A 24,977-nucleotide genomic window follows, 5' to 3' on the forward strand; every position below is an offset into this window, starting at 1 on the left:
GCTTTATACTGTTAATAATGGTTGTCGGATTATTATGGCCGAGTCGTCCGAGGCGTTCGTTATCATCAGCAATGTAAGCAAGATGTTCAACGGTTCGTATGTGCTCAGAGATGTTAGCGCATCAATCCGCCCCGGGGAGATACTCGGCCTGATCGGGCGGAGCGGGGCCGGCAAGTCGGTGCTCATCAACATGTTGAGGGGAAGCCCGGACTACAAGCCGGACTCTGGCAAGGTGATCTATCGCTTCAATTCCTGCAGCGCCTGCAACTGGGCGGACCTGCCGCTGGCCGGCAAGAAATGCGGCCACTGCGGGAGGGACATGGAGACCGTGGAGGTCGACTATTGGGCCTTGGATGACGACGACCCCCTCAAGGGTCAGATCCGCAGGCGCATAGCCATCATGCTCCAGAGGACCTTCGCCCTGTTCGGCGACATGACCGTCATCGAGAACATCTTCGAGGCCCTGCCCGAAGGCATGGGTGAGAATCGGAGGGTCGAGAGGGCGCTGGAGCTCCTGCGCCTGGTCAAGCTGGACCACCGCATCACCCATATCGCCCGTGACCTGTCGGGCGGCGAGAAGCAGAGGTGCGTGCTGGCGAGACAGCTCGCCAAGGATCCCATATTGTTCCTGGCCGACGAGCCCACCGGCACTTTGGACCCTCAGACCGCGGAGATAGTTCACGACGCCCTGATCGACGCGGTCCAGAAGACCAACATGGCCATGGTAGTGACGTCCCACTGGCCCAAGGCCATCAACAGCCTGGCCGACAAGGCCATCTGGCTGGAGTCGGGCGAGATGATGAAGATCGGCGAACCCGAGGAAGTGACCTCCGAGTTCATGGTGGGTTTCGAGCCCAAGATCGAGAGCAAGGTGGATATCGGGCAGCCCCTGGTCAAGGTGGAGAACGTCAAGAGGTACTTCTATTCATACAATCGCGGCGTGGTCAAGGCGGTGGACGGCGTTTCCCTGGAGGTCGGGGAGAAGGAGATCATCGGGCTGGTAGGCCTCTCCGGCGCCGGCAAGACCACCCTGTCCAGAATGATATCCGGCCTGGGAGAGCCGTCCGAGGGAAAGATCACCGTCAGAGTAGGCGATGACTGGGTGGACATGTCCGAGCCCGGGCCGATGGGAAAGGGGCGGGCTACCCAGTACATCGGGATCCTCCACCAGGAGTTCTCCCTGTATCCTTTCGATACCATCCTCCAGAACCTCACCGTGTGCATCGGGATCAACCTCCCCGCGGAACTTGCCAAGATGAAGGTCATCCAGGTTCTCATGGGCGTGGGTTTCTCGCGCCAGGAGGTCGAGCGCATCCTCTACGCGTACCCGGACAACCTGAGCGTCGGCGAGAAGCAAAGGGTCGCCCTGGCACAGGTACTGATACGCGAGCCGCGCTTGGTAGTGCTCGACGAGCCCACCGGCACCATGGACCCCATCACCAAGCTGTCCGTGGCGAAGTCCGTCCTGACGGCCCGAAAGGACCTCGGCGAGACATTCCTTATAGTCTCGCACGACATGGACTTCGTCATGAACTGCTGCGACCGCGCCATCCTGATGAAGGACGGGAAGGTCATCGCCGAGGGCGACCCTTCCAGCGTGATAGAGTACCTGACGCCCCAGGAGTCAGAGGTCATGCTCACCAACGGGGCGAGGTCTTGAAGCAGCAGATCGGCCGGAAGATGAGCTTCGTGGAGTGCCGGGAGTCCCGCGGCCTGGGAGTGGGCGGGGGCCTGGCCCAGAAGGCCACCATCTCCGAGAGCGGCAGGGACGTGGTGGCCGTGGCCATGGGTCCCGGCAAGAGGCACATCACCAAGCCGGTGTGCGAGATCACCTATGCGCTCAGAGAGGAAGGCATCGATACCAGCGTCATAGTCATCAACGCCGGGTCCGGCGTTCCCGCCGACGCTCCTGACGTGAGCACCGGCTCCATCTTCGGCCTGGACCCCATCGAGGTCGATAGGATCCAGCAGTTCAAGGTCGCGCTGATCCACCTGGGGAACGTGCGCAACCACATAATCTACAAGGCCAGGTTGATCCTGAGGAATGTGGACCTGCCCGCGGTCATCGTATGCCAGGCTCCCGTGGACTTCGAGGACTTCGCCCGCATAGGCATCAAGACCCGGCTGGTGATGCCCACCAAGGAAAACATCGCCACCAAGGGCAGGATCGAGGAGATCGTGACCGGCGTGGTGAGGGGGACGACCGCCCCGCAGAACAAGCTGGACGAGATCGTATCCAAGGTCCGCGCCAACCTTTGATTCAGAGATCGATGTCGAACCCCACCAGGTGGGTCCAGTCCTTGGACCCGTTGTACCCCATGACGTTCCTTATCCAGTCGTCGGTGAGAGTCGATATGCTGCCGGAGGTGACCCTCGCCACGCCCTTGATGTTTTCGAGGTATGGGAACAGGACCTCCCCGATGAGGATGTACGGCTCCCCCTCCGGCATCACGTCGGGATGGAGGCAGAAGTCGTCGGAGAGGAAGCTGGCATTGGGGTCCTTCTCCAGGATCTCGTCCCTCTGGTCGGGCCGCACGTACTCGCCGATGACCCGCCCCTTCTGGTCGACCATCAGCACGAGGTTCTCCCCTCCCCCTACCAGCAGGTGGGCGTTGCCGACGATCATGACGCTGACCTCGCGGTCGAGCGATTCCCACACCCCCTTGTTGACGAACGGCATCAGCCCCGCGCAGGCGCCGTTCTCCTCCGCCAGCCGCTCCATCCGCCGCACCTCTTCCTTCAGCTCGGGCTCGAGGAACCTCAGGCCCGCCACCCCGGGAATGGAGCGCAGGCGCTTCTCCACCGCGGCCAGGACCGCCTCTCTGTCCGACATGAGAATCTCCAGCGTGCTATCGGGGCGCCTGGATTTTATTCTTTCTCCTCCAGTAAGGTGCGGAACGTTCTCTGGAGGGCGCAGAACGGCTAAACAATAATAACCCGGATGTGCGTTGAGAGGATGACTCGATGTTGCTCAGACTGAACGGACGCGAGGTGGACACTGGGACCAAGAGCGGATTGTCCGATATTATTGAAGGAGAGCCGTACGCGCCCGGAACGCTGGTGGCTGTTACACGGTCCACCAGCTCGATGAAGAAGGAGACCAGCGAGTTCGAGATCGTCACCCCCCGGGGCTCGTTCATAGTCCGCCTGAACGGTTCAGAGTTCGCCAAGGCCTGGAGGGACCTTCTTCCCCAGATCAAGGAAAGCGGGGTGAGGTGGCGCACCACCAAGGTGCTGGCGGTGGGGGCGTTCCCCTCGTCGGTGGAAGTAGAGCGGGGCCATCACGCCTACTCCGAGTACGACTGCTTCCTGGCACTGGGCGGGTACGACAGCTCCACCACCTACATGATGATCGCCCGTGCCGACCACGTCGGCGCCTACGGCGTGAAGGGGGGCAGGTTCGGCAAGGTCACCCGGGGAAGGTACGTCCTGGACCTGGTGCAGGAAGGGGACAATATACTGGACATCCGGCCGGTGGTGTTGGAGATGTCGGCGAAGGACTCCTTCGCCACCTCCGACATGGAGCTGAAGCTGGAAGAGGGGATGTCTGTCGACACCTACGTCGGCGTGGACCTGGAGAAGCGCTCCCCGGTCAGCTGCGAGCAGTTCCTGGTCATCGCCGGGGACGGCGTGCTGACCATAACGGACTACACCCCCACGTACTCGGCCAATTCCAGCCGCACCGATGTCACGCTGATCAACGAGTACTCCGAGGTGCGGGAGGAGGGGGATGTCACGGTACGGCACGAGGGACCCGGCACCGGCCGCCTGTACTTCTACCGCAAGAGGAGGCAGCTGTCCCAGGCGCACAACCTCGTGGGCAAGGTCACCAACGGCCTGGAGCTGCTGAGGCTGGCCCAGGCCGGGTCCAAGGTCACTCTGGTCTCTGTTCCGTCCAGGCTCATGGTCATCGGCATGACCCAGAAAGAGGCCCAGGGGTTCCTGGAGTCCAGGGGGATGCGGCAGAAGAGGACTGGGCTGCAGGGCGACGATGCCAGGGTGGTAGAGCAGGAGCCCGAGCTGACCATGGAGATGCGCGAGGGCAGCGAGGTGGAAACGTTCGGCGTCAAGGCGGAGAAGATATCCGTGCTGGAGCTGAACGAGACCTCGCCCAAGACGGTACGCTATTTCCGCAAGATGACCGGCCTAGACCACAAGCCGGTGGGCACCATGAAGGTGTTCTTCACCTACCAGGACATGCCCATGATCACCTTCGAGGGCAATGCCAAGGAGGCCGCGGTGCTGCTGCCGGAGAAGAGTTTTGACCCCGATTCCCCGAGGGGGCAGATCGGCATAACCAACATGTCCCGCCCCAACAGGGGGGCCATCGGCATAAGGCTGGAGGTGAGCGAGGAGTTCGGCCCCACCGGCGAGGAGCGCTACGGGACCAACATCGCGGGGAGGATGATCTCGGACCTCCCCCTCCTCATGGAGGGCATAAAGGACGGGGACATCGTGTATGTGCGGGAGGCCCGTCCGGGCGAGAAGGCAGTGGCCCCGCCGCCCGAGGAAGTGCCGAAGAAGATCATCCCGGAGGAGGTAGCGGAGATCGCGGCTGGGGAGTTCCAGTCCCACGCCCCCCCGCCCACACCGTTCGGCGCCCCTCCCGAGAGAGAGGAGCTGGCCGGCCGGGAGGAGCCGGCGGAGCCGGAGAAGAAGCCCAAGCCCAGGGCCAAGAGGGCCGCGCCGAGGAAGTCGGCGGCAAAGCCTAAGAAGGCGACCGAACCAAAGAAGACCACGGGGGGACGGCCACGGACCAAGAGACCGAAACAAGGATGATCGTCATCGCACCCACCTCCGAGCTGACGCCGGACCAGGTGGCCAGGTTCATTCATGCGCTGGGATTCGAGATCAATGTCAAGGAGACCTGCTACGGGGCCAACATCGAAGGTCCCCGAGAGGATGTCCGCAAGGTGCTGCAGGAGGTGAGGAAGCTCGATCCCAACCGCATCTACTCCAAGATCAGGGCCTTCCCTATCGGCGACGAGAGGAGGTGCCGCGCCCACCACGGGTCGAGGCCCGGCTTCCCCCAGCTGGAGAAGGAGTGGAAGGACCTTTCCCTTATCGACAAGGGGCTGTGCGCCGCTGAGAAGGGAGAGAAGTGCGAGGAGAAGCCCCCGCCCAAGAAGCTTCCGGTCAAGGAGCTGCAGAAGATAGTCGACGAGGTGTGCTGCAAATGACAAAGGTCTTCATTGTCCCGCCCAACAGCCTTATATTGTACGATCTGGTGGAACGCTTCGGGCACGAGCCTCTCTCCATAATGGGAGAGATGCGGGAGCGTGTCACCAAGCCGGAGATGGACTCCCCTCCGCTCAACGTTACTCAGGAGGAGATCAAGAAGGGCCTGAAGTACGCCGGCATCGAGGTGCCTTCAGGGGTCCGCGGGCGCCTGGCGCTGTGGGGCCCCCTGATCGATCAGGCCAGCGCGGCCATCATTATGCATGACATGCCCTATACCTTTGGCTGTGTCGGGTGCCATCGGACCAACCTCATGCTCATTTACATGGTCCGGAAGAAGAAGATCCCCGTCCTGGAGGTCCACTATCCCAAGGACGAGGAGGAGGCCAAGGTCATGGTCACCCGGGTCAAGACGTTCCTGGAGGGATTGAAGTGACGATAAAGATCGCGCAGCTGTCCTGCGGGACGGAGTACTCCGGCATACAGTCGGAGATAGAGAGGGCCGCCTCCACGGTGGGAGGGAAGATGGTCTACCCTGATGTCGCCTTCGACGACATCGACGTGGCGGTGGACGAGTTCGGCTTCGCGCCGGCGTCCCCCCAGCTGAGGATGATGATCGCCCGGGCCAAAGAGCTGGCCGACGGGCACTATGATGCGGACGCGGTGTTCATCGCCACCTGCTTCCGGTGCGCCGAGGGAGCGCTGGTGAGGAACGAGGTCCGGAGGTACATCCAGGAGCATACCCGGCTTCCGGTGGTGACATACTCCTTCACCGAGCGCCTGAAGGCGGCGCAGCTGCTGACGAGGATGGAGGCCCTGGTCACCATCGTGGAGAAGAAGGAGCTGCTGGCCCGGGAGCGCCAGGTCGGCCTCACCGCCGGGATCGACTCGGGATCATCGACCACCAAGGCCATGATCCTGAGGGATAACAAGATCATCGGCAAGTCCTGGACCCCCACTGGGGAGGTCATGGGGACCGCCCAGGAGGTGCTCGACAAGGCACTGGCCGAGGCTGGCGTCAAGCAGAGCGAGCTTGAGGGCATCGGGGTCACCGGCTACGGCCGCTTCCTCATCGGCAAGAAGCTCAACGCCAAGCTGGTGCAGGAGGAGCTGACCACCAACGCCAAGGGAGCGGTGTGGCTCGCGGACCGCCAGAGGGGGGAAGCGACCATCATCGACATCGGGGGGATGGATAACAAAGCCATCACCGTGCGGGACGGCATCCCCGACAACTTCACCATGGGCGGCATCTGCGCCGGCGCCTCCGGCAGGTTCCTGGAGATGGTGTCCAAGAGGCTGAGGGTGGAGATCGAGAACCTGGGGTCCCTGGCCGACAAGGGGGACTGGAAGAAGGTCAACATGAACTCCTACTGCTCGGTGTTCGGCATACAGGACCTCGTGACCTCGCTGGCCGCGGGCAACACCATCGAGGACGTGGCCGCGGCGGCCTGCCACTCCGTGGCCGAGCAGGTGTACGAGCAGCAACTGCAGGAGATCGATGTCCGGCAGCCCGTGATACAGGTGGGCGGGACGTCCCTCATCAGCGGCCTGGTGACCGCGGTGGGCGACATGCTGGGAGGCAAGCCCATCATACCGCACGACTCGCAGTACATCGGAGCGGCCGGAGCGGCCCTGCTGGCCTCGGGGTTCCTTGAGGGAATGTGATGAGCCGGCAGGACGAAGGCTTCGCGTACCAGAACTTCGACGCCATATTCAGGTCCACCATGGCCGACCTGGGGGTCAGCCGCATGGTGCAGGCGTTCAAGATACTGGCCGACCCCGAAGCGCCGTACTTCCTCATCTCCATGAAGCTGGGCAAGCCCCGAGCGGCCATCAGGATCCCTGACATGTCCACCCTGGACGACAACACCAGGGGCACCATGATCACCATCACCGACGAGGAGTGGGCGCCGGCCCTGCTGACCAAGCTGTGGCAGAGGTACGGGCGGGACGGAGTGGAGCAGCTCACCCGGTTCGAGCTCCTGGTGAAGAACGTCAAGGTCTCCGAGCTCGAGAAGATCGAGCTCGACCCCGGCGAGGAGCTGAGGACAAAGCTGCTGGATGCAGTATGGAGGGTGTTCCCGGAGGGCTTCAAGGTCCGCCACAACCTGGTGGACGACAAGGTTCTGACCATAATAGGGACGGAGCACGACATGAAGCAGGAATGGATCGACATAGCGACCAAGGTCCACGAGGAGATGCATCACGCGGAGGCGGAGTGAGATGTACGAAGTGCTGATGTACGACGGGGGCGTTTACCGGGTCAACGAGCTGTACGAGCTGATAGAGGACATCGGCGGCTTTGTCATCCAGAAGAACCAGGTGCAGGTGCAGATCCTCGTTACCATGGCCATCCCCGAGGAGGAGCGCCCTGCCATCGAGGCCAAGACCGTGGAGCTTGGAGGCAAGCTCGTCAACGTGCCCCTGGCGGGAACGGAGATAGCGGTGGTCGCCCCCACCCTGGGCCGGCATCACATGCCCCACCCCACCTGCGACATCGCCGAACAGCTCCGGCGGCTCGGCGCGATCACCGTGGTCATGGGCCTGGCCCGCGGAAAGGGACGGAAGACCGCGCAGATCTCCGCCGAGGAGAAGGCGGTCATCGAGGAGTACGACGCCGCCGTGTTCGTGCTCGGCAACTTCAAGGACTGCATACTGGAGCACAAGGTGAGGTTGTTCGAGGACATCCACATCCCCGTCGCGGTCATGTGCGGGCCTCAGATCGACCAGCTGCCCAACTGCGAGTCCCTGGTGTGCGGGGTCGGACGCAAGGTCGAGAGGATGAGGCGGGAGGAGGAGATCACCAAGCTCGACGAGATCGCCGACGCGGTGGACCACATGGTCCGGGACCGGCGCAGGGAGCTGGACGAGGATCCCCTGTTCGTGCACCCCGCCGAGGTCAAGGACCGCATCTCTGAGCTGGAGCCGGTGCAGGCGAGCTTGCGCCCGGCCCCGGTGGTGCTGCACCTGGACGGGCTGAGGGTGAAGATACCGTACGAGCAGTACAAGAACCAGCTGGCCGCGGTGGAGGTCTACGGCCATCGGCTGGGGGACATCGCCACCATCAGCAGCTCGCGCCTGGGCGGCAGCACCCTTATCAAGATCTGGTCCCGCGCCGAGGTCGAGGCCATGGACGCCAGGAAGAAGGCGTCCCCGGCCAAGGCGACCTCATGAGCGGCGGAAGGACGCCGGGCGCGTACATACTCCTTCTGCGTCTGGACAAGGATGAGGATATCACGGTGGGAAAGCTCGGCCCCGCCAGGTTCCCCCGGGGCGCCTACGCCTACGTGGGCTCGGCCATGGGCGGGCTGGAGGCTAGGGTTCGCCGTCACCTCGACGGCGGGGAGAGGAAGCACTGGCATATCGATCACCTATCAGAGGTCGCCAGCGGCAGGGAGGCGCTGCTGTTCCCTTCGGATGAAGACAGGGAGTGCACTCTCAACGCCATGGTCGCCACCCTGCCGGGGTCCCGCATTGTCCTGAAAGGCTTCGGCAGCTCGGACTGCCGCTGCATCACCCACCTTCACCTGCTGAGCGCGAAGGGCGAAGAGCTGTTGAGGGGCATGCCGGGGCCGCGCATGCGCCCCTCGAAAGCTCGACCGGATCAGGGTCCAGAGAACAATATCGCCCCTTTCTGAACGGTCGAGCCAGAACGTATAAATACAATCATTATCTAATTAGAAAACGCTCAGAGGCGGAATGCCCCCTGAGCGAAGCTGGATAGAAAACGGGACCGTTCAAGGACGATTCTGGTTCTATCCTGTTCCATCTATGGTTCACAACCATAGTGTGTTGGCGCCGGATCAATGAGGCTGTCGACGTCCAACATATCCCAACCCTCAATAAAATATGGTCAACGTCCGTGCTTACGGCCTGATCAGGGTAAGAATGGTGCTCATCGGACCAAAGCGAGGTGATTGCTAGGAAATCGATGAGACTTCCTCTACCGGGGCTACGTGAACTCTGAGCGCAATTTTTCTTTTCCCATAAATCTCGGGTCGCTCGACTATCTGCTATATATACCATTTTGCCCGCGGCGGGGGCAGGCTTCAAATATCACAATGCGACTATCAGGTTCGAATTTAGCCACACCCAGGAGGCATATCATGGAAGCCACCGCGGACGTTTCTGAAAAGACTCAAGGTTCTATCGTGCAAAAGCTAGAGGCCGCCATCGGTGCGGAGAACGTAAAGACCAGCAAGATGGAGAGGCTGCTGTACGGCCATGACAGCACCAACGTGCCGAAGGAGATCCTGTTGGGCTTCAATACCATCCCCGATATCGTGGTCCGCCCCCGCTCCACCGCGGACGTGCAGAGGATCGTGGCGACCGCGGCGAAGGAAGGCATGTCCATCACCCCGAGAGGAGCGGCCAGCTGGTACCTCTCTGGAGCGGTGACCGCTTATGGCGGAATACTCATCGACATGGTCGGCGGGATGAACAAGATCCTCAAGATCGACGAGGAGAACATGACCATCACCGCTCAGGCCGGAGCTTCCTGGAAGCAGGTCTACGACGCCGCGTGGGAGAAAGGCTTCCTGCTCGGTTCCTATCCCAGCAGCTTCCCCTCCGCCTCCCTGGCTGGATGGATATCCACCGCGGGGGTCGGCATCGGCACCTACAAGTACGGGAACGCCGGGGACAACATCCGGAACATGGTCGTGGTCACGCCCACCGGAGCCGTCATCAACACCGGGTTCAACAACCTCTTTGACGCCTCATCCGGATACAACCTGAACCGCCTGTTCGTGGGCACCGAGGGCACCCTCGGCGTCATCTGCGAGGTCACCTTCAAGCTGGTCCCCCGCCCCGAGGTGCTCAAGCCCCTCGCCTACTCCTTCGAAAGCGTAGAGAAGCTCGCGGAACCCATCAGGGAGATAACCAGGTCCAGGGCCGTGCCCCTTCATATATCGTGGTCCGACCGGAACTACTTCAAGTGGCTGCAGAAGATCGGGCACGGCGGCCTTGACGTGGGCGCCCTGCTCCTGGTCACCCTGGAAGGCGACAAGACCATCACCGACTACGAGGAGAAGGTCGTCGACGCCATCGCCACCAAGTATGGCGGGAAGAGGGAGAGCGACGAGGTCGCCATGCACGAATGGAATGAGCGCTGCTACGAGCAGCGGGGCGGCGAGCTCGGCCTCGGGGTCATGGCGAGCGAGGTCCTGGTGCCAACCAGCGAGTACGCCATTACTGCCAAGGAGCTTTACGGCCTTATAGACTCTATGAAGATGGAAGCGGGCATCATCGGCATCATGTGCGACCGCAACACCGTCATGTTCATGCCCATGTTCCTGTACGACAAGGAGTCCCTGACCAAGTCCATGGTCTCCTTCGGCTTCGCCTACAAGGCCGGCGAGGTGGCCAAGAAGCACGGCGGCAGGCTGCTGGGCGGTTTCGGGATGCTGATGGGCTCCCAGCTGAAACCCCTGCGCGGGGAAGGCTACGACGTCATGGTCGCCATCAAGAACGCCCTCGATCCCAAGGAGATCATGAACCCCGGCAAGCTGCTGGGCATGAAGACCCGGTTCGGCCTTCCCGTGGGGGCCGGTCTCCTCGGCTTCGGCATGACCGCCATATCCGCGGCGAAGAAGGTAATGCCTGGGGACACCTCCTTGGTGGACAGCAAGGCCGAGGCTTTCGAGCAGGAAGAGCTGGAGAGGGACAAGCCCCACCAGTATAAGCATGACCCCCTCAAGGACAAGAAGGACTGAACCCCTTTTCCAACCCTTTCCCTTTCTTCATTTTCAGATCCGGCTCAATTCAGGGCCATAATGCCGCCTCTCCTCCGGACGGCGTTCCTGGGCCGCCGGCACTCGGTCGGAAGATTATGCGCCCGTTTGTCGTTCGCATGTAATGAAAATGGCCCTGCTGACGTTTCTTTGACAAAGGTTAATATCCTAATGCTCCCAAACATTCCATTATGAGCTTGGACGATAACGACATCAATATCCTCCATGCCCTCCAGACCAACGGCCGGCTTTCCTTCCGCCAGATCTCGGAGAAGGTCAAGATCAGTGTGCCTACGGTGAGCAACAAGGTGAACAGCATGGAGAAGTTGGGCGTGATACGCGGTTATCGTGCCGACCTCGACCCCGAGCGGCTGGGGGAGCTGAGCGCTGTGGTCACTATAAAGGCGAAGCCCGCCGACCTGGTCCAGATAGGGGAAAAATTCGAGAACGATCCCCAGGTGCGGCAGATGTTCCACCTCAGCTCCGGCCGCCTGCTCCTCATATGCACCTTCGTGGACGCGCACCTCATCAACGAGTTCGCCACCCGCCTCGGTTCGGTATCGGAGATATCCGAATACGAGATCGCCAACGTCATCAACGTGGCCAAGGAAGAGGAGCGGGCGGTGGTCGCCAACGGCCTTAATGTGATAGTTCAGTGCTCGCAGTGCGGACGGGAGATGAGGGACCAGCCCATGAGGCTGCGCGAGAACGGCAGGGAGGTCTACCTATGCTCTCCCGCCTGCATGAACGCGTTCCAGGCCAGGAACGGGCCGGGTGGCGGATGATCACCCCAGCGTGGCTATCGCTTCTATCTCGACCTTCCCGCCCAGGGGGAGCTTGGCGACCCCCACGGTGGAGCGGGCCGGCGGATCGAACTCGAAGTACGCGGCGTAAACCTCGTTGACGTCCTTGAAGTCGTTCATGTCCGTCACGAAGATGATGGTCTTGACCACCGACATCATGGACGAGCCGGCCTCTTCCAGCACCGCCTTGATGTTCTCCAGCGCCTGCTTGGTCTGCTCCCCGGCGCTCTCTCCCGCGAACTTCCCGGTCCTGGGGTCCAGGCCCAGCTGTCCTGAGCAGAACACCAGGCCTCCGGCCTTCACAGCTTGCGAATAGGGGCCCACCGGATTGGGGGCCTCCTTAGTGTACACCGCTCTTCCCATAGTTGCAAATCACTCCCCTTTCTATTTAGCGGATCGGAGCAGGTCCGGCAGCGAGAGAACGCTGTCGACGACATCCACGCACTCCGCGCGTTCCCAGTCCTCCTTCCCGAACGCCCCGGTGAGCACCCCCACGAACCTGGCTGATGATGACCTCGCGCAGGACAGGTCGATGAGGTGGTCGCCGACGAGGAGGCACTGCTCCACCGGGACGCCCAGCATGTCGGCCATCCGTTTCATCGCCACCCCGTTCGGCTTCGCTTCCGTCTCAGGGTAGTCGTCCCGGCACACCACGGCGTCGAAGCCGATATCCAGGCCAGCTACGCGCAGTGCCTCGCTCGCATACGCCCGGGAGCCGCGGGTCAGCAACCCCAGCCGGTACCCCCTCTCCCTGAGCAGGGGCAAGACCTCCCTGGCCCCCCTCACTGGGGTGGTCTCCTCCACCCTCTCCAGCTCAGTGCGGTTCATGACCTCGCTGATCCAGGTGCGCAGGGAGGGCAGGTCACCGTCCCGTCCCTCTGATATCAGGTACGACTCGGCCGCGGGCAGGATGGTGGCGATGACGTCACGGGGGTCCCGCAGATGCGGCGGCACCCCCATGGTCTCCAGCCGCAGGACCAGCGCCCCCTTCATCTTGCGGAAGTCCACGGTAGTGTGGATGAGGGTCCCGTCCATGTCGAAAACGATCGCCTTAATGCCGCTCAGGTTCATCTTCCGCTCCCTTCCCCGTCAATGCGCGGACCCCTATATAGGGTGTGCTCCAAATGATATGCGGAATTGACTAAGAACGGGCTCAGCCAGGAGAGCGCCGGGAGGTATTTTTTATTCTGATTCTCAAAATGCATTATTTATAGGTATGTGTAGCATGCTCAACCACCTATTTTATATTCACAAGACCAAACCGGTGCAACCCATATCAAATTGGTGAGGATGATGAAGACAAGAACCCTGGCAATAATGGGAGTGGCGATATGCGTCGGCGCGCTCGGAGTTGCGATCGCCTTCGGCGCCCTGAGCGTGCCCCTGGTGGGATATACAATTCCCCTGATCGACCCGCACACAATTCCCCTGATCGACCCGCACACAATTCCCCTGATCGACCCGCACACAATTCCCCTGATCGACCCGCACACAATTCCCCTGATCGACCCGCACACAATTCCCCTGATCGACCCGCATTAATCAGGTAAACCAATTCACCTCCCAGCAATGGGAGGTTCCTACCCGTTTTTATGCACCGTTCTGCGCCAGCGCTTCCTCTATATCTTTCTTGATCTGATCCATGGGCTCGTTCTGAAAATACATCTGAGCCTCGGACAACATCGCGTAGGCCGCGGACCTCTCTCCATTTTTGGCGTATTCCTTGGAGACCCAGAACAGCCATCTCCCCAGGATAGAGGGCTTGTTCATTTTACGCAGCATATCTAGGGCCAGGTTAAATTCATCCTTGCCCCATTCCCATTCTTGCTTCTTTTCGTACAGGTAGCCCCGCATCAGGTGCATGTGGGCCACCAGCAATTTGATGTTCAGTTTCTCGAAGATCTTGGACGACGCGGTCAGCAGATCCTCTGCCGCTCCGAACTCCTCCAACTCGATGTGCGCGGCGGCGGCGTGGCGCATCGCATGCCCCTGAAGTTCGAGATTCCCAGAAGCCTTCCCAATATCGATTGCTTTCTCGAGATAGTTGGCCCCTTCTCTGAAGTTACCAATGTCCAGCAGACTGTGACCTATTCCGACATACACCCTGGCGATGTTGTCGACATCGCCGGTCTTCTCCATGATCTCCAAAGCCTCTTTCTTGTACGTTATGGCCCGGTTGTGGTCCAGAAGGTCGGTGTGGACCCTCCCGATGCCGTACAGCGCCTTTCCCCGCCCCACATCGTCGCCGACCGTCTGGGCAAGCTCCCGGGACATCGAGAAGGCGCTCAGAGCCTCCTGGTTCCTTCCGCGGCTCTGGAACACCCCGCCCAAATCATAGTAGATGTCCACCAGGGTGTGAGTGTCCTGAATGGCCTGCGCGATCCCCAGACTCTTCACCAAGTATGTCTCGGCCTCGTCGAACAGGGACCTGCGCAGGTAGATGCCACCTATCCGGCGGTTTATCTCCGCGAGCAGCCTTTTATCCTTCTCAGGGTCCGCCAGCGTTCCTGCCTCATCGAACCTGACGACCGCCTGGTCCCATTCCCCCTTGACCTCGTAGATGTCGCCCTCCAACAGGAGTATCTCCATTTTCTCGCTATTGTCGATGTGTTCGCACTGCTCTCTCAGCTGGGCGAGCAGCGGGCCGAACGGAAGGCCATAGCCCTTGGCGATGATATCCCTTCCATAGCTGGCCGCGATCTTGGTAGCGGTGGAGTATTCCTTGGCCATCAGGCAGTGGTACATCGCCTCCACGTGCGACGGCGCGGACCGGTCCTGCAGATAGTACCTTGACGCCGCTTTATGATAGGCCATCCGGGACCTCGGGGCCAGTCGCGAATAGAAGAAGTCCCTCAACAGGTCGTGCATGCCGATCATGCGGCCGGTGGACTCGTGCATCAGGGACTTGTTGAGCAGCTGGTCGATGGTGTCATAGTCCACCATGTAGTCTTTGTACTCCAGCTCCTTCTGGGCGAACCCCATCTCCTTGGCGATCCCCTCCTCCATGCTGAAGAACGCATCGATGAGGACGGGGTACCTGAATATGGAGGCGATTTCCAGGATCCTCCTCTCGGTGGGGTCGAGCTTGGCGTACACCTCCTGTTCGATGAACATGCGGACGTTCTTGCCGAGCGCGCTCTTGGGGCTGTCGATAAGCTCCAGGAAGAGAGGGTGGCCACGGGTGGCGGTGTATATGGCCATGAGCTCCGATTCCGGGAGCTCCCGGTTCCGGATCAGGCGGAAGCTGCTGTCCATGTCCAGGCCGTCCAGCATCATCTCCACGACCTCCCCCTTGAACACCACGCTGCGCGAGTAGAACGACGGTATCTCGCGGCTGGTGAATATCATGGATACGTGGGGAAGCGATTCCAGCACCCCCACCATGGCGGCCAGGAAGTCATGCACGGTCTGGTCGGCCTTCTGCACATCGTCCAGTATGAACACCGCGGGCAGGTCCTTCAGCTCGGTCTCCAGGATTGACGACACCTCTCCCACGCTGGGCGTCTCGGTCCTCGACAGGTACCTCTCCAGCCCTTTCCTCCCCATCTGGGAGAGGAACTCCGCGATGGGCGAGAGGAGGATCTTCAGGTTAACCCACTCGTGGACCCGGTACCAGAACACGTTGTGGCGTTCCCTCACGTCCTGCACGAACTTCGCCAGCAGGGTGGTCTTCCCGATGCCGGGGATCCCATACACCACCATTATCCGGGCGGTCTCGGAGGTAATGAAGTCGTTGAGCTTCTTCAGTTCTTCCTGCCGGCCGAAGAACGTCCTCACCGACGGCTTCCGATCGGTGTAGTCCACATAGCGCCTCTCCTCCCTCACCTTGCCGTGGTGGAAGGAGGAGCAGTCGAACCTCCCCCTGGTCACGCCGAGGGCTATCTCCAGGAAGGTGTAGCGCTTCGGAAGGTATTTGCTGAGCTTTCCCACCTCATCGGTGATCTCCTTCCCGTCGAAATCGACGATGACCACCTTGGTGCTCTCGATCTCGGCCTTAAAGGCCAGTCCTTCCTGGAACCCCTTCTGGGTCAGGAAGTACACCTTCTTGACGCTGGCGAAGCCCTTCACATGTTTGGTGTGCACCTCCACGATCCCCTCGTCGGCGAGGACGTTCACCGCCTTTGACACGTTGTTGCGTCCGACGTCGACCGCGTCCGCTATGCCTTCCTGCGTGATGGCCATGGGCGCATCGGAGTCTTGCAGGAATTTCTGGTATGATAAGATATGAAGGACGATCCTCTCCCTTGCCGTCAGCAGGGACTTCTTGGACGCGCGGTTCAATGCCAATGGATGCCTGTCTGTGGAAAAAAAGGTTGCGAGGGTACTTGCGAATTAACGAAAAAGTAGCATGCTCAAATCGGTATTATATAATCACAATCCAACAAGGCCTGAAGTGAGCGGAGGGGTTGAAGGTTGAAGGAAGAGACCAGAATATCACTGCTAATAGAAGGCTACCCGCGCTATGGATACCAGACATACTCTCGGATCGTTGGCTCTGCCAGCAACAGCCTGTGCATCAGTCGGCTGCACCCGGAATACGTGGCCCATAAGTTCGGCCTGGAGAGGTCTAAGCACTACTGGCTTAGCGGACAGAAGGGACAAGACGTGATCTCCCCGAGATCGATGCACCATCTGGTGAAGGCGCTGCGCATCGATCTCCGCGGCAGGGGCGGCGGGGTGGCGTTCATGGACGGGCTGGAATACCTGCTCCTGTTCAATGACACCGCCAGGGTCATGGAGGGGCTGGAGGAGATCGACGCGCTGCTCCGGCAGGCCAACGTGGACCTGATCATCGCGGTAGACCCGCTGACATTAGAACAGAACGATCTGGACCGCCTGTACGAAGCGTTCCCGAGGCACTCGGTGAGGTCGATCCTGGAAAAGTACTCTATCCTAGGATCTCAGCAAATCTCTGAAGCCGTGCCAGGTAGCGAGGCTCAAGGGATCGCGGGTCTATAGGCACAATAAGGATGGCCTGCGAGGCCATCACCACATCGTTCACCTGCTCGATGAACGCCTGGACTCTGGAGAACTCGTTGAAGGCGCAGAGATATTCGATGCCATCTATCAGTACCACGCCGTGCTTTTTCCCCATGAGGAACGAGCTCACTCTCTGAGCGATGTGGCCAAGCTGATCGGGCGGTACGTTATTGGGTCCGTTCCGCTCGCTCAGCCACAATGCCTCTACGCGTTTTCCGGGCCACCGGCCCTGCATTAGGTCGGGGTGCATTCGGGTCACGCACATCACCTTGGACCCGGAATAGAGGAAGTCCTGCACGATCCGGCAGGCCTTGTCCATCTTCTTCTCGTTGATGAAATAGGTCCTTCCGTAATCGAACTCTATGGGACTGATGCCCATGGAGATGCTCAGCGGCTCGAGCTTTTGTTCCTCATCCTTTATCGGCCCAGGTACGAACAGCGCGGACACCTACCGAGAGTTTTCCCCTTGGGAAATTGGGGGTGACAGCGCCTTGTGGGTATAAATATCTGACTTAATAAATGGACTCCAGGCGGCATCGCTGCTGCGCTTTTCGCAGCAGGCGCCCCCGAAGAAAAAGGTTTTCCTAAAGGGGTTTGACCGCGGGCGTTCACTTCAGCTCGCCGTGGATGTACTTGCCGTATCCAGCCATGTCCAGCAGCCCGTGGCCGGACAGGTTGAACACGATGACCTTCTCCTCGCCGGTCTTCTTGGCCTCCAGGGCTTTGTCGATGGCCGCTTTGATGGCGTGCGAGGACTCCGGCGCGGGGATGATGCCCTCGGTCTTGGCGAAGGTCAGCGCGGCCTCGAAGGTCTCGGTCTGTACGTACGATACCGGGGTCACCAGGCCCATATTGGTGACCGCAGAGACGGTGGGGGCCATTCCGTGGTACCTCAGCCCCCCGGCGTGGATGGGCGAGGGCATGAAGTCGTGGCCCAGAGTGTACATCTTAAACAGCGGGGTCATTCCGGCGGTGTCGCCGAAGTCGTAGCGGTACTCCCCCTCCGTGAGGGACGGGACCGATTTCGGTTCGACGGCAATGAACTCGGTGTCGATCTTGCCCTTAAGCTTCTGCTCCATCATGGGGAAGGCGAACCCTCCGAAGTTGGAGCCGCCGCCCACGCAGGCGATCATGTAGTCAGGCTGGACGTCGATCATCTCCAGCTGCTTGATGACCTCCTGCCCGATGACGGTCTGGTGCAGGATGACATGGTTGGTGACGCTGCCCAGAGCATACTTGGTGTTCTTGTGGGTCACGCAGGACTCGATCGCTTCCGATATCGCGATGCCCAGGGAGCCGGGGTTGTTGGGGTCCTGCTCCAGCAGCTTTCTCCCGAAGTTGGTATGGGGAGAGGGGGACGCATACACCTTTCCGCCGTACGATTCCATGATCAGCCGGCGGAAGGGCTTCTGATCGAAGGACACCCGGACCATCCAAACCTGGCAGTCCAGGCCGAAGTGGGCGCAGGACAGCGAAAGGGCCGTGCCCCACTGTCCCGCCCCGGTCTCGGTGGTCAGGTGCTCCACGCCCTCTTTCATATTGTAGTACACCTGGGGGATGGCGGTGTTCGGCTTGTGCGAGCCCGCGGGGCTCAGGTCCTCGCGCTTGAAGTAGATCTTGGCGGGGGTCTTCAGGAACTGCTCGAGCCTCCTGGCCCTCTGCAGGGGAGAGGGGCGCTGGAGCATGACATAGGCGTCCCGCACCTCCTCGGGGATGTCGATGTAACGGTCGGTGGAGATCTCCTGAGCGATGATTCTCTTGGGAAAGATGGCCTCAAGGGTCTCGGGCTTGGCCGGCTCGTTGGTCTTGGGGTCGACGGGCGGGGGCAGTTGAACGTCCCCGCCGATGTTGTACCATTTGCGCGGTATGTCGTCCAAGCTCAACATTACGCGGTCATCTTTGTGAATAGCCATGCTATGTGGGAAGGCGATAAAGCATATATAATTATATTTTTGATGATTAGTGCACATACTTGTACACTATTCCTCACCCACACGACTCGCATTGCATGGCGCCCTCCTCCGCCCGCATGGGCTGCCCGCAATGGGGACAGAGGCTGATGCTCCCCAGGGCGGTGAGGACCTGCCCCTGCCGGGAACCCTCCCTGTACACCGTGATGCCCTTGCACTTTTTGGAGTGCGCGTACTGGTACGCGCGGAGCACATCCTTCCAGGATGACGACTCCGGGAGGTTGATGGTCTTGGACACTGCGTTGTCGACGTGCTTCTGGAACACCGCCTGGACATCGACCTGCTCCTCCACCTCGATGTCGTGGGCGGTGACGAAAGCGTCCTTCGCTTCCTTCGGTACCTCATCCAGCCCCTGCACCGACAGGGACGTGGTGAGCTTGCGCATGAGCTCCTCGGAATAGAAGCCCCCCTTGACGGCCGCGGACACGAAATGAGGGTTCACTTCCATGAGACGCTGCCCGCCCAGCACGTTCTTGGTGTAGGCGATGGCGTAGTACGGCTCGATGCCCGAGGAGCATGACGCGATCATGCTGATGGTCCCGGTCGGAGCGATGGACAGCACCGTGGCGTTGCGGCGGGGGCCCTTGAATATCGACTTGGAGATGTTGGGGAAGTCTCCCCTGGACCGGGCGATGTCGCCCGAGGCCTTCTCAGCCTTGTCCTTGATGAACACAATGAGATTCTCGGCGATCTCCAGCGATCTCTTGCTGCCGTAGCGCACCCTCATGCGGGCGAGCATGTCGGCGAAGCCCATGACGCCCAGTCCGATCTTGCGGTTGCCCAGCACCACCGCTCTCGTCTCCTCCAGGGGGAACCGGTTGGCGTCGATGACGTTGTCCAGGAAGCGGACCCCGAGGTCCACGGTCCTGGCCAGCTTGTCCATGTCCAGCTCGGCACTGTCATCGCCGAACATGCGGTCCAGGTTGATCGAGCCGAGGTTGCACGCCTCGAACGGGAGCAGCGGCACCTCCCCGCAGGGGTTGGTGGCCTCAATATCTCCCAGCCCAGGGGTGGGATTGCTCCTGTTCACCGCGTCTATGAATATGGCCCCGGGATCGCCGGTGTTCCACGCCGAGGTGGCCATCCTCTCCAGTATGTACGGCGCCGACACCGTGCGGGAGACCTTGTCGGTTCGGGGATTGACGAGGTCGTAGTCCTCGCCCTTCCCGGCCTTCTCCATGAACTCGTCGGTGACGGCCACCGAGATATTGAAATTGGTCAGCGCCCCCGATTCCTCCTTGGCGGAGATGAACCTCTCCACATCAGGGTGGTCGACCCTCAATATGCCCATGTTGGCCCCCCTCCTCCGACCGCCCTGCTTTATGGCCTCGGTGGCGGCGTCGAACACTTTCATGAACGACACCGGGCCGGACGCGATGCCGCCGGTGGATTTGACCGCGTCGCCGGCGGGGCGGAGGCGGGAGAAGGAGAAGCCGGCCCCGCCCCCGGTCTGATGGATCAACGCCGCCTGCTTCACCGCGGTGTAGATGGACTCGATGGAGTCGTCGATGGGAACGACGAAGCAGGCCGAGAGCTGCTGCAGGTCGGTCCCGGCGTTCATCAGGGTGGGCGAGTTCGGCAGGAACTCCAGGTCCCTCATGGCCCGGTAGAACTTCTCTTCCTCCTCCGCCCTCTTGCGATCATGGTAGTGGTCGTTGACGGCGGCGACGTTCCTGGCGACCCTGCGGAACATCTGGTCGGGCGTCTCGATGACCTTCCCGTCCTCGCCTTTTATCAAATAGCGCTTCTCCAGGACCTGGAGGGCGTTGGCGCTGATGGGAGGAGAGTTCATAGAAAGCGATGGGGCGTGCTGTTCTTATAACCCTGTCGAACGATGGCGCTCCGGCTAGCAAGCGGAGGGGGCCGCATGGCAAGGCGTTCTCCACCGCGCTCCCGACCGCAAAGCGCTCAAGTCAAGCTATACTTCCGATGGAACAGGACGGAGGTCATCCCCTGGGACCTGCTGTACGTTCCGACCTTGAGCCGAGGATCAGGAACAAGAAGACGATCATCGCGATGATCGACATGGTCGGGAGCGACATGGTGGCTAAGAATCCTCCCTACTGGGTCACGTTCGAGATCGCGGACCTGCAGGCCGCTAGGAGTCTTGCGGTACAGCAGCTCCCGTACGTCGTTCTCCTTCCCTGGCCCCGCAAGGTCATTCAGAGATGCCCCTGCCTTTTCCGACTTCTTGTCGCTTATCAAGTTACTCAACCCTTCACTCCCTGGCTGTTTTCAGTTGAGGGGTAAGAGGAATAAGCAAAAAGACAGCCCCGAACCTGATTGCCAGGCCGAAGGGCATCGAAAAGTCTTATTTCCCCAGAACGCCCTTTTGCTCCACAAAGGAGCATGGAGGCAAGATCATGGTTACCAAGAGCTACGAGAGCCAGACCAAAGGCGTAAAGATCGATGTCGACCAGGAGCTGTGCAAGGGCCTCAATGATTGCGTGGAGGTATGCCCGGTGGACGTTTTCGACCTCATAGACGGAAAGGCGGTGGCCTCGCGGATCGACGATTGCATAGAGTGCTGCCAGTGCGTGGACGCCTGCCCTGAAGGGGCCATAAAGCACTCGTCCTGCTGATCGACTCAGGGGGCGGGGCCCGGATGAGCCCGCGCGCGGACCAGCCCCTCGCCACCCTCCCTGATTTTATCGCCGTACGGAGATGCGGCGGGGTCATGGTCCCGCGGTCGGTGATCGCTTCGGCGAACAGGTCCAGCGGGGTGCTTTCGAACACCTGGATATGCTCGCTGAGCCTTTCCCCGATGACCTCGTCCCTGACCATCAGGTCCGAGAGGATGACGGGGCATACCTTGCTCCATCCGCACAGTGCGTAAGCGGGTACGCCGGCGGAGCGGGCCGCCTCTGCAAGAGCTCGGGTCCCCACCTTGTTGATGAGCCCCCCGCCGGTCATGGAGTCGGCGCCAGTGATCGCGGCGTCGACATCGGCCATGCGGGCGAATATGGTAGAGTCGTAGATTATCTCGCAGTCCATATGCTCAGATAACAGGCGCGCGAACTGCCGGCCCTCCGCTCCGGGAGCGGATTCCGTTATCGTGACCTTGACAGAACGGCGCTCGGAAAGCGCCAAGAGCGCCTTGGCCACCGTTGAGGAGTAAGATGTGGTCATGATCCAGTCGCCCTTGACGCTCCTGGCGGCCTCCTCGGCGATAAGCGGTCCGCTGCGCTTCTCCATCTTCTTCATTTCCGTCAGGACCTCGCGTAGGCGCGCCAGGCCGGACGCCCCCTCCTCAGCCAGGAGCATGATGGAATTGGCGATGTTGAACACCGGCGCGATGCTCGGCTTCCCCCGGTGCATGGCGACGGCGAAGTCCTCCCACTCCCGGGTAGGGATGGCGGCAGCGTCATCGTCCGGGATGGCCAGGATGCCGTCCAGAACAGTCCCCATCATCTCCGCCGCGCCGGATCGAACGTCCCCGGCCAGGCTGTCCGCGATCGCATGCAGGCGCCGGTCCATGGTGCCTGTATCGGAGAACACGTATTTTTAAACAGTTTATAAGAAGGGGTTTGAAAAAGGCGGGGCCGGTCAAGCGTAGCTCGATATGACCTCGTCCGATATGTTCTCGAGCTTCACCAGCTTCTGCGGGTAGTGGCTGCGCGGGTCCAGGCTTATGATCAGGTTGCTGCCCTCGGTGTTCACCTTCTCGTGGGTGCGGGACAGCACGTCCAGCACGGGGCGGAACCCATTCCACATTTCCAGCACGTCCAGGCCGTTCAGCACTATGATCCCGTCCTTGTTGCGGGACAGGAACACATCGATGTTCTCCTCGAACATCGCCAGGTTCATGGGCGGTATGCAGTCGGGGTTCGGCCGGGTGCTCAACCACATGGTCTCCAGCATATCCTCATCGAAATCGAGCTGGGACCGGAGGAGCCGGGGCGGATTCTTGGAGATGTACAAGGTCCTCCGTCCCTTGTCCAGCTCCTTCCTCAACACTTGGTGCGTTCTCAGCGGGACCCTCTCTTCGAACAGATAGAATTTACCCTTCGACAACTTCATCTAAAACCTCCATTCCCTCCAGTTGGGCCATGATAAAAGTGATTGAATATTAACGGCTTTCCCGTGATTCGGTCCGAAATTATATAATTATACCACAAATATAGCGCAATAATGCCATATTGAATAGATATTATTAGATGCTGGCATATGGCGCTATTATGACGGAGTGAGGCGCACAAGTCGCCATGCTAGGGGGTATATGATTGTTTCCAACGAATCATCTGGGCGTATGAGCTGGATTGGGTGAAAGGAGAATTGGTCGAAATTTGGACGGAGAAAAAGGTGTCAGGTGAGGGTAGTAGGCCCCCTTCTGTTTCAGGCAGCATTCAACTAAGCACCCTACCCGTCGGTCCTGAGTAGTCACTCCGACTGTTTGGGCTTGCTCCGGTGGGGAGTCGCCGTTTCACCATATCCTAGACCAACGTCACCGCCGGGCGGATCATTCTCGGTCAAGGCTGTGTCGTTTCTGCGCCCTTGCCTTGGCTCTCACCAAGCCACTCGCGTGGCCCACCATCTCATGGAGGGGGGACCTTCCTCAGCTGGGCTTGCGCCCTACCGTCGGCCGCCCTCCCTCTCCTGACAGTTTGTGCTAAACTATTATTGTATATTAATTTTGAGCAGGGCTGCTGGATTTTCGTCGTTCATGGAATTTCCCTGCCGTCCACAACCCCCTTCAGCATGGAAAGTTTTTTAAAAGAGCCCATCATACCGAGAAGAGCAAGCAGGGGTAGCCAAGCTTGGCCAACGGCGCAAGATTGAGGGTCTTGTCCTTAGTGGTCCGAGGGTTCAAATCCCTTCCCCTGCACCACCACACTTCTCCAGCATACTGATTGTCGAGCCAAATCACGGTGTTTTTCATGTCCGGACAGTGATATCCCTCTTCACAGGCGATATCGTCCTATTCCGTCGATACCTGCTGATTAATAATTCCCTATGAATCTATTGGATGGCCTTTTATCATTGCAGATATCTTCCAGTGAGATGGCTCCTGATCCCCAGGCCCAAAATGCCCTCGTGTGTGCGAGGTGTGGAAAGAAGTTCAAGAGATTCAGCAAGGGAAACCTCCTTGTGGGCCTCCCAATCGCTTTGCTTATTATACTTCTGCCATTTTCCGTTTTCTCGATGCTCGAAGGCACGGACTTCGGTATCATCTCCACCCCCTATTTTCTGGCGTCCATCATTGTCGTGGCGGCTATCCCCGCCGCGATAGGTTTTCGAATGATGAATCAGGAGAAAAAGAAGTACCTGGTCAGGGAGGCCGATGGGGAAAAGGGGAAGATGTACTGTCTGGAATGCCAGGAGAAGCTGAGGAGCGAGACCGAAGCATATGGGCGCGATCTCAAGGCCGTCGACGCCGACCCGGTGATGCGGCCGGTGATGCAGGAATGGAGGCTGGCACATGGCGATGAAGAACCTGCCCAGGCCCAGTGGGAAGAGCTTCGCAAGGCCGTCGGCCTGGACATGGCCGGCCAGTTCGAGGAAGCCGCCAAGATCTTCGAGAAGCATAAGATTTGGAAGATGGCTGGAAGGCTCGTGAGAAGGACCGCGTGCAGACAGTCAAGCACGTCACCGTGGACATGAACCAGCTCATCGACCAGATCCACACCCGCGGCCTGGTGGTGCCGTACAAGTGCCAGAGCTGCGGGGCCACCATCACTATCGACCAGAACTCCAGCGCTTCAGGCCTGAAGTTCTGCTCCTACTGCGGGACCGCCAACAACATCGAGGATATTTCCAAGATCGTGCAGGAAGCTCTGGGCTAAGTTGCGGCCTCACCCGCCCTCTCAACCCTCTTCTTCAGCGCTCGGTTCATCTCCTCGAACCCCCGCCGGGTAGCGTCCAGGAGCTTGCCGGAAAAGGGGACCAGCAGGCCTACGAAGCTCTCCTCCTGGATGACCCTGGAGGCGCCCTCTCCCGCTGGCTCGACGCGCAGAGTATGCCTTCCGTCGAAGACCTTGGGCAGCAACAGGCGGCCCAGCCACTGGAGGCGGCGGTTCGGGATGACCGAGGTCACGGTCGGCCGGATGCGCCATTCCTTTCTACCGGGAGGCCGGATGATCACCTCTATCTTCTCGCCAACTTCCCGCTTCCCCTCGGCCCTGGGCATAAAAGGGTTCCACTCCGGGTACCGTTTGAAATCTATGAGCGCCGCCCAGACTCGCTCCGGCGGCGCCCTTACCTCGATCTCGCTGCGGATCTCCCTGCGTAGCACATGTTCGTATTGGGCGGCACGGGTTCTTGACATTGGCGGTCTCCAAACTCGGGACGCGGGCTTTCTCATGAAATATCTTTGG

Annotated in this window: 27 protein-coding genes, 1 tRNA gene and 1 other RNA gene; 18 read left to right on the plus strand and 11 right to left on the minus strand. The window is 60.3% G+C overall.

Translation table 11 applies throughout. From position 1 onward, the window contains the following. The first annotated feature begins 34 nt into the window (after positions 1-34). Complete coding sequence (atwA, locus tag WYS_RS03540; RefSeq protein WP_019176782.1) at positions 35-1,660, plus strand: methyl coenzyme M reductase system, component A2; 1,626 nt, start codon at positions 35-37, stop codon at positions 1,658-1,660. Positions 1,661-1,680: 20 nt separating this feature from the next. Continuing rightward, complete coding sequence (gene mcrC, locus WYS_RS03545; RefSeq protein ID WP_049796268.1) at positions 1,681-2,259, plus strand: methyl-coenzyme M reductase I operon protein C; 579 nt, start codon at positions 1,681-1,683, stop codon at positions 2,257-2,259. Between the two features lies 1 nt (position 2,260). On the opposite strand, the gene WYS_RS03550 is transcribed toward mcrC, so the two are convergent. Beyond that, the gene (locus tag WYS_RS03550) at positions 2,261-2,833 is read right to left on the minus strand and encodes a hypothetical protein (RefSeq protein ID WP_019176784.1); all 573 of its coding nucleotides are present in this window, start codon (positions 2,831-2,833) and stop codon (positions 2,261-2,263) included. 131 nt (positions 2,834-2,964) lie between these two features. Here WYS_RS03550 and mmp3 point away from each other — a divergent pair, with 131 nt between their 5' ends. The 9 genes from mmp3 (at position 2,965) to WYS_RS03595 (ending at position 11,695) form a co-directional block, all read left to right on the plus strand. Beyond that, entirely contained in the window at positions 2,965-4,779 is a 1,815-nt protein-coding gene (gene mmp3 / locus WYS_RS14210) for a methyl-coenzyme M reductase-associated protein Mmp3 (protein WP_019176785.1), read from the plus strand. Next, on the plus strand, positions 4,776-5,180 hold the full coding sequence (locus WYS_RS03560) for a methanogenesis marker 6 protein (protein WP_019176786.1): 405 nt from the start codon (positions 4,776-4,778) through the stop codon (positions 5,178-5,180). The genes mmp3 and WYS_RS03560 overlap by 4 nt, the downstream gene beginning before the upstream one ends. After that, positions 5,177-5,614 (plus strand): methanogenesis marker 5 protein, encoded by a 438-nt coding sequence (locus tag WYS_RS03565; RefSeq protein ID WP_019176787.1) that lies wholly within the window; start codon positions 5,177-5,179, stop codon positions 5,612-5,614. The genes WYS_RS03560 and WYS_RS03565 overlap by 4 nt, the downstream gene beginning before the upstream one ends. After that, a complete protein-coding gene (locus WYS_RS03570; protein ID WP_019176788.1) occupies positions 5,611-6,843 on the plus strand; it encodes a methanogenesis marker 15 protein in 1,233 nt (410 codons plus the stop codon). The genes WYS_RS03565 and WYS_RS03570 overlap by 4 nt, the downstream gene beginning before the upstream one ends. Continuing rightward, on the plus strand, positions 6,843-7,400 hold the full coding sequence (locus tag WYS_RS03575) for a methanogenesis marker 17 protein (RefSeq protein WP_019176789.1): 558 nt from the start codon (positions 6,843-6,845) through the stop codon (positions 7,398-7,400). The genes WYS_RS03570 and WYS_RS03575 overlap by 1 nt, the downstream gene beginning before the upstream one ends. 1 nt (position 7,401) lies before the next feature. Then, positions 7,402-8,352, plus strand: a complete 951-nt coding sequence (locus WYS_RS14215) for a methanogenesis marker 7 protein (protein WP_019176790.1) — start codon at positions 7,402-7,404, stop codon at positions 8,350-8,352. Then, positions 8,349-8,816 (plus strand): GIY-YIG nuclease family protein, encoded by a 468-nt coding sequence (locus WYS_RS14220; protein WP_019176791.1) that lies wholly within the window; start codon positions 8,349-8,351, stop codon positions 8,814-8,816. Before WYS_RS14215 ends, WYS_RS14220 begins: the two co-directional genes overlap by 4 nt. 513 nt (positions 8,817-9,329) lie before the next feature. Next, entirely contained in the window at positions 9,330-10,892 is a 1,563-nt protein-coding gene (locus tag WYS_RS03590) for an FAD-binding oxidoreductase (RefSeq protein ID WP_026068765.1), read from the plus strand. 209 nt (positions 10,893-11,101) lie between these two features. Beyond that, positions 11,102-11,695, plus strand: coding sequence for a winged helix-turn-helix transcriptional regulator (locus tag WYS_RS03595; protein ID WP_019176793.1), 594 nt, complete (start codon positions 11,102-11,104; stop codon positions 11,693-11,695). Here the strand turns inward: WYS_RS03595 and WYS_RS03600 are convergent, their stop codons facing one another. Both WYS_RS03600 and WYS_RS14225 read right to left on the minus strand, forming a co-directional pair. Continuing rightward, entirely contained in the window at positions 11,696-12,076 is a 381-nt protein-coding gene (locus tag WYS_RS03600; RefSeq protein WP_019176794.1) for a RidA family protein, read from the minus strand. 21 nt (positions 12,077-12,097) lie between these two features. Then, on the minus strand, positions 12,098-12,784 hold the full coding sequence (locus WYS_RS14225) for an HAD family hydrolase (RefSeq protein ID WP_019176795.1): 687 nt from the start codon (positions 12,782-12,784) through the stop codon (positions 12,098-12,100). A 222-nt stretch (positions 12,785-13,006) separates the two neighbouring features. On the opposite strand from WYS_RS14225, the gene WYS_RS14230 reads away from it, so the two are divergent. Next, positions 13,007-13,255, plus strand: a complete 249-nt coding sequence (locus WYS_RS14230; protein WP_187120193.1) for a hypothetical protein — start codon at positions 13,007-13,009, stop codon at positions 13,253-13,255. A gap of 48 nt (positions 13,256-13,303) precedes the next feature. On the opposite strand, the gene WYS_RS03615 is transcribed toward WYS_RS14230, so the two are convergent. Then, on the minus strand, positions 13,304-15,994 hold the full coding sequence (locus tag WYS_RS03615) for a tetratricopeptide repeat protein (protein WP_019176797.1): 2,691 nt from the start codon (positions 15,992-15,994) through the stop codon (positions 13,304-13,306). A gap of 132 nt (positions 15,995-16,126) precedes the next feature. On the opposite strand from WYS_RS03615, the gene WYS_RS15565 reads away from it, so the two are divergent. Continuing rightward, complete coding sequence (locus tag WYS_RS15565) at positions 16,127-16,672, plus strand: DUF835 domain-containing protein (RefSeq protein WP_081579807.1); 546 nt, start codon at positions 16,127-16,129, stop codon at positions 16,670-16,672. On the opposite strand, the gene WYS_RS03620 is transcribed toward WYS_RS15565, so the two are convergent. The 3 genes from WYS_RS03620 to WYS_RS03630 all read right to left on the minus strand — a co-directional run bounded on the left by WYS_RS03620 (position 16,602) and on the right by WYS_RS03630 (position 20,455). Next, positions 16,602-17,141 (minus strand): DUF835 domain-containing protein, encoded by a 540-nt coding sequence (locus WYS_RS03620; RefSeq protein WP_026068766.1) that lies wholly within the window; start codon positions 17,139-17,141, stop codon positions 16,602-16,604. The genes WYS_RS15565 and WYS_RS03620 overlap by 71 nt on opposite strands. Before the next feature lie 160 nt (positions 17,142-17,301). After that, positions 17,302-18,606, minus strand: a complete 1,305-nt coding sequence (locus WYS_RS03625; protein WP_019176800.1) for a TrpB-like pyridoxal phosphate-dependent enzyme — start codon at positions 18,604-18,606, stop codon at positions 17,302-17,304. A gap of 73 nt (positions 18,607-18,679) precedes the next feature. Next, positions 18,680-20,455, minus strand: coding sequence for an adenosylcobalamin-dependent ribonucleoside-diphosphate reductase (locus tag WYS_RS03630; RefSeq protein WP_019176801.1), 1,776 nt, complete (start codon positions 20,453-20,455; stop codon positions 18,680-18,682). A 137-nt stretch (positions 20,456-20,592) separates the two neighbouring features. On the opposite strand from WYS_RS03630, the gene WYS_RS03635 reads away from it, so the two are divergent. Then, positions 20,593-20,913, plus strand: coding sequence for a hypothetical protein (locus WYS_RS03635; protein WP_147654410.1), 321 nt, complete (start codon positions 20,593-20,595; stop codon positions 20,911-20,913). A 113-nt stretch (positions 20,914-21,026) separates the two neighbouring features. Next, the gene (locus WYS_RS15570) at positions 21,027-21,245 is read left to right on the plus strand and encodes a 4Fe-4S dicluster domain-containing protein (RefSeq protein ID WP_147654411.1); all 219 of its coding nucleotides are present in this window, start codon (positions 21,027-21,029) and stop codon (positions 21,243-21,245) included. Here the strand turns inward: WYS_RS15570 and WYS_RS03640 are convergent. The 3 genes from WYS_RS03640 to rnpB form a co-directional block, all read right to left on the minus strand. Further along, positions 21,142-22,161: a hypothetical protein gene (locus WYS_RS03640; RefSeq protein WP_026068767.1), complete on the minus strand. Its 1,020-nt coding sequence runs from the start codon at positions 22,159-22,161 to the stop codon at positions 21,142-21,144. The genes WYS_RS15570 and WYS_RS03640 overlap by 104 nt on opposite strands. Positions 22,162-22,209: 48 nt before the next feature. After that, the gene (locus WYS_RS03645; RefSeq protein WP_019176804.1) at positions 22,210-22,683 is read right to left on the minus strand and encodes a DUF835 domain-containing protein; all 474 of its coding nucleotides are present in this window, start codon (positions 22,681-22,683) and stop codon (positions 22,210-22,212) included. A gap of 287 nt (positions 22,684-22,970) precedes the next feature. Next, an RNA gene (gene rnpB, locus WYS_RS14630) (RNase P RNA component) lies at positions 22,971-23,261 on the minus strand. A gap of 143 nt (positions 23,262-23,404) precedes the next feature. On the opposite strand from rnpB, the gene WYS_RS03650 reads away from it, so the two are divergent. The 3 genes from WYS_RS03650 (at position 23,405) to WYS_RS03660 (ending at position 24,446) form a co-directional block, all read left to right on the plus strand. After that, positions 23,405-23,491: transfer RNA gene (locus WYS_RS03650), tRNA-Leu, on the plus strand. 173 nt (positions 23,492-23,664) lie between these two features. Continuing rightward, positions 23,665-24,264, plus strand: a complete 600-nt coding sequence (locus WYS_RS03655) for a hypothetical protein (protein ID WP_019176805.1) — start codon at positions 23,665-23,667, stop codon at positions 24,262-24,264. Then, entirely contained in the window at positions 24,231-24,446 is a 216-nt protein-coding gene (locus tag WYS_RS03660; protein ID WP_019176806.1) for a hypothetical protein, read from the plus strand. Before WYS_RS03655 ends, WYS_RS03660 begins: the two co-directional genes overlap by 34 nt. Here WYS_RS03660 and WYS_RS03665 read toward each other — a convergent pair. Further along, a complete protein-coding gene (locus tag WYS_RS03665; protein ID WP_081579808.1) occupies positions 24,443-24,928 on the minus strand; it encodes an SRPBCC domain-containing protein in 486 nt (161 codons plus the stop codon). The two genes, WYS_RS03660 and WYS_RS03665, sit on opposite strands and share 4 nt — an antisense overlap. Positions 24,929-24,977 lie beyond the last annotated feature (49 nt).

The organism is Methanomassiliicoccus luminyensis B10, from assembly GCF_000308215.1.
In the GTDB taxonomy this organism is placed as follows: domain Archaea; phylum Thermoplasmatota; class Thermoplasmata; order Methanomassiliicoccales; family Methanomassiliicoccaceae; genus Methanomassiliicoccus; species Methanomassiliicoccus luminyensis.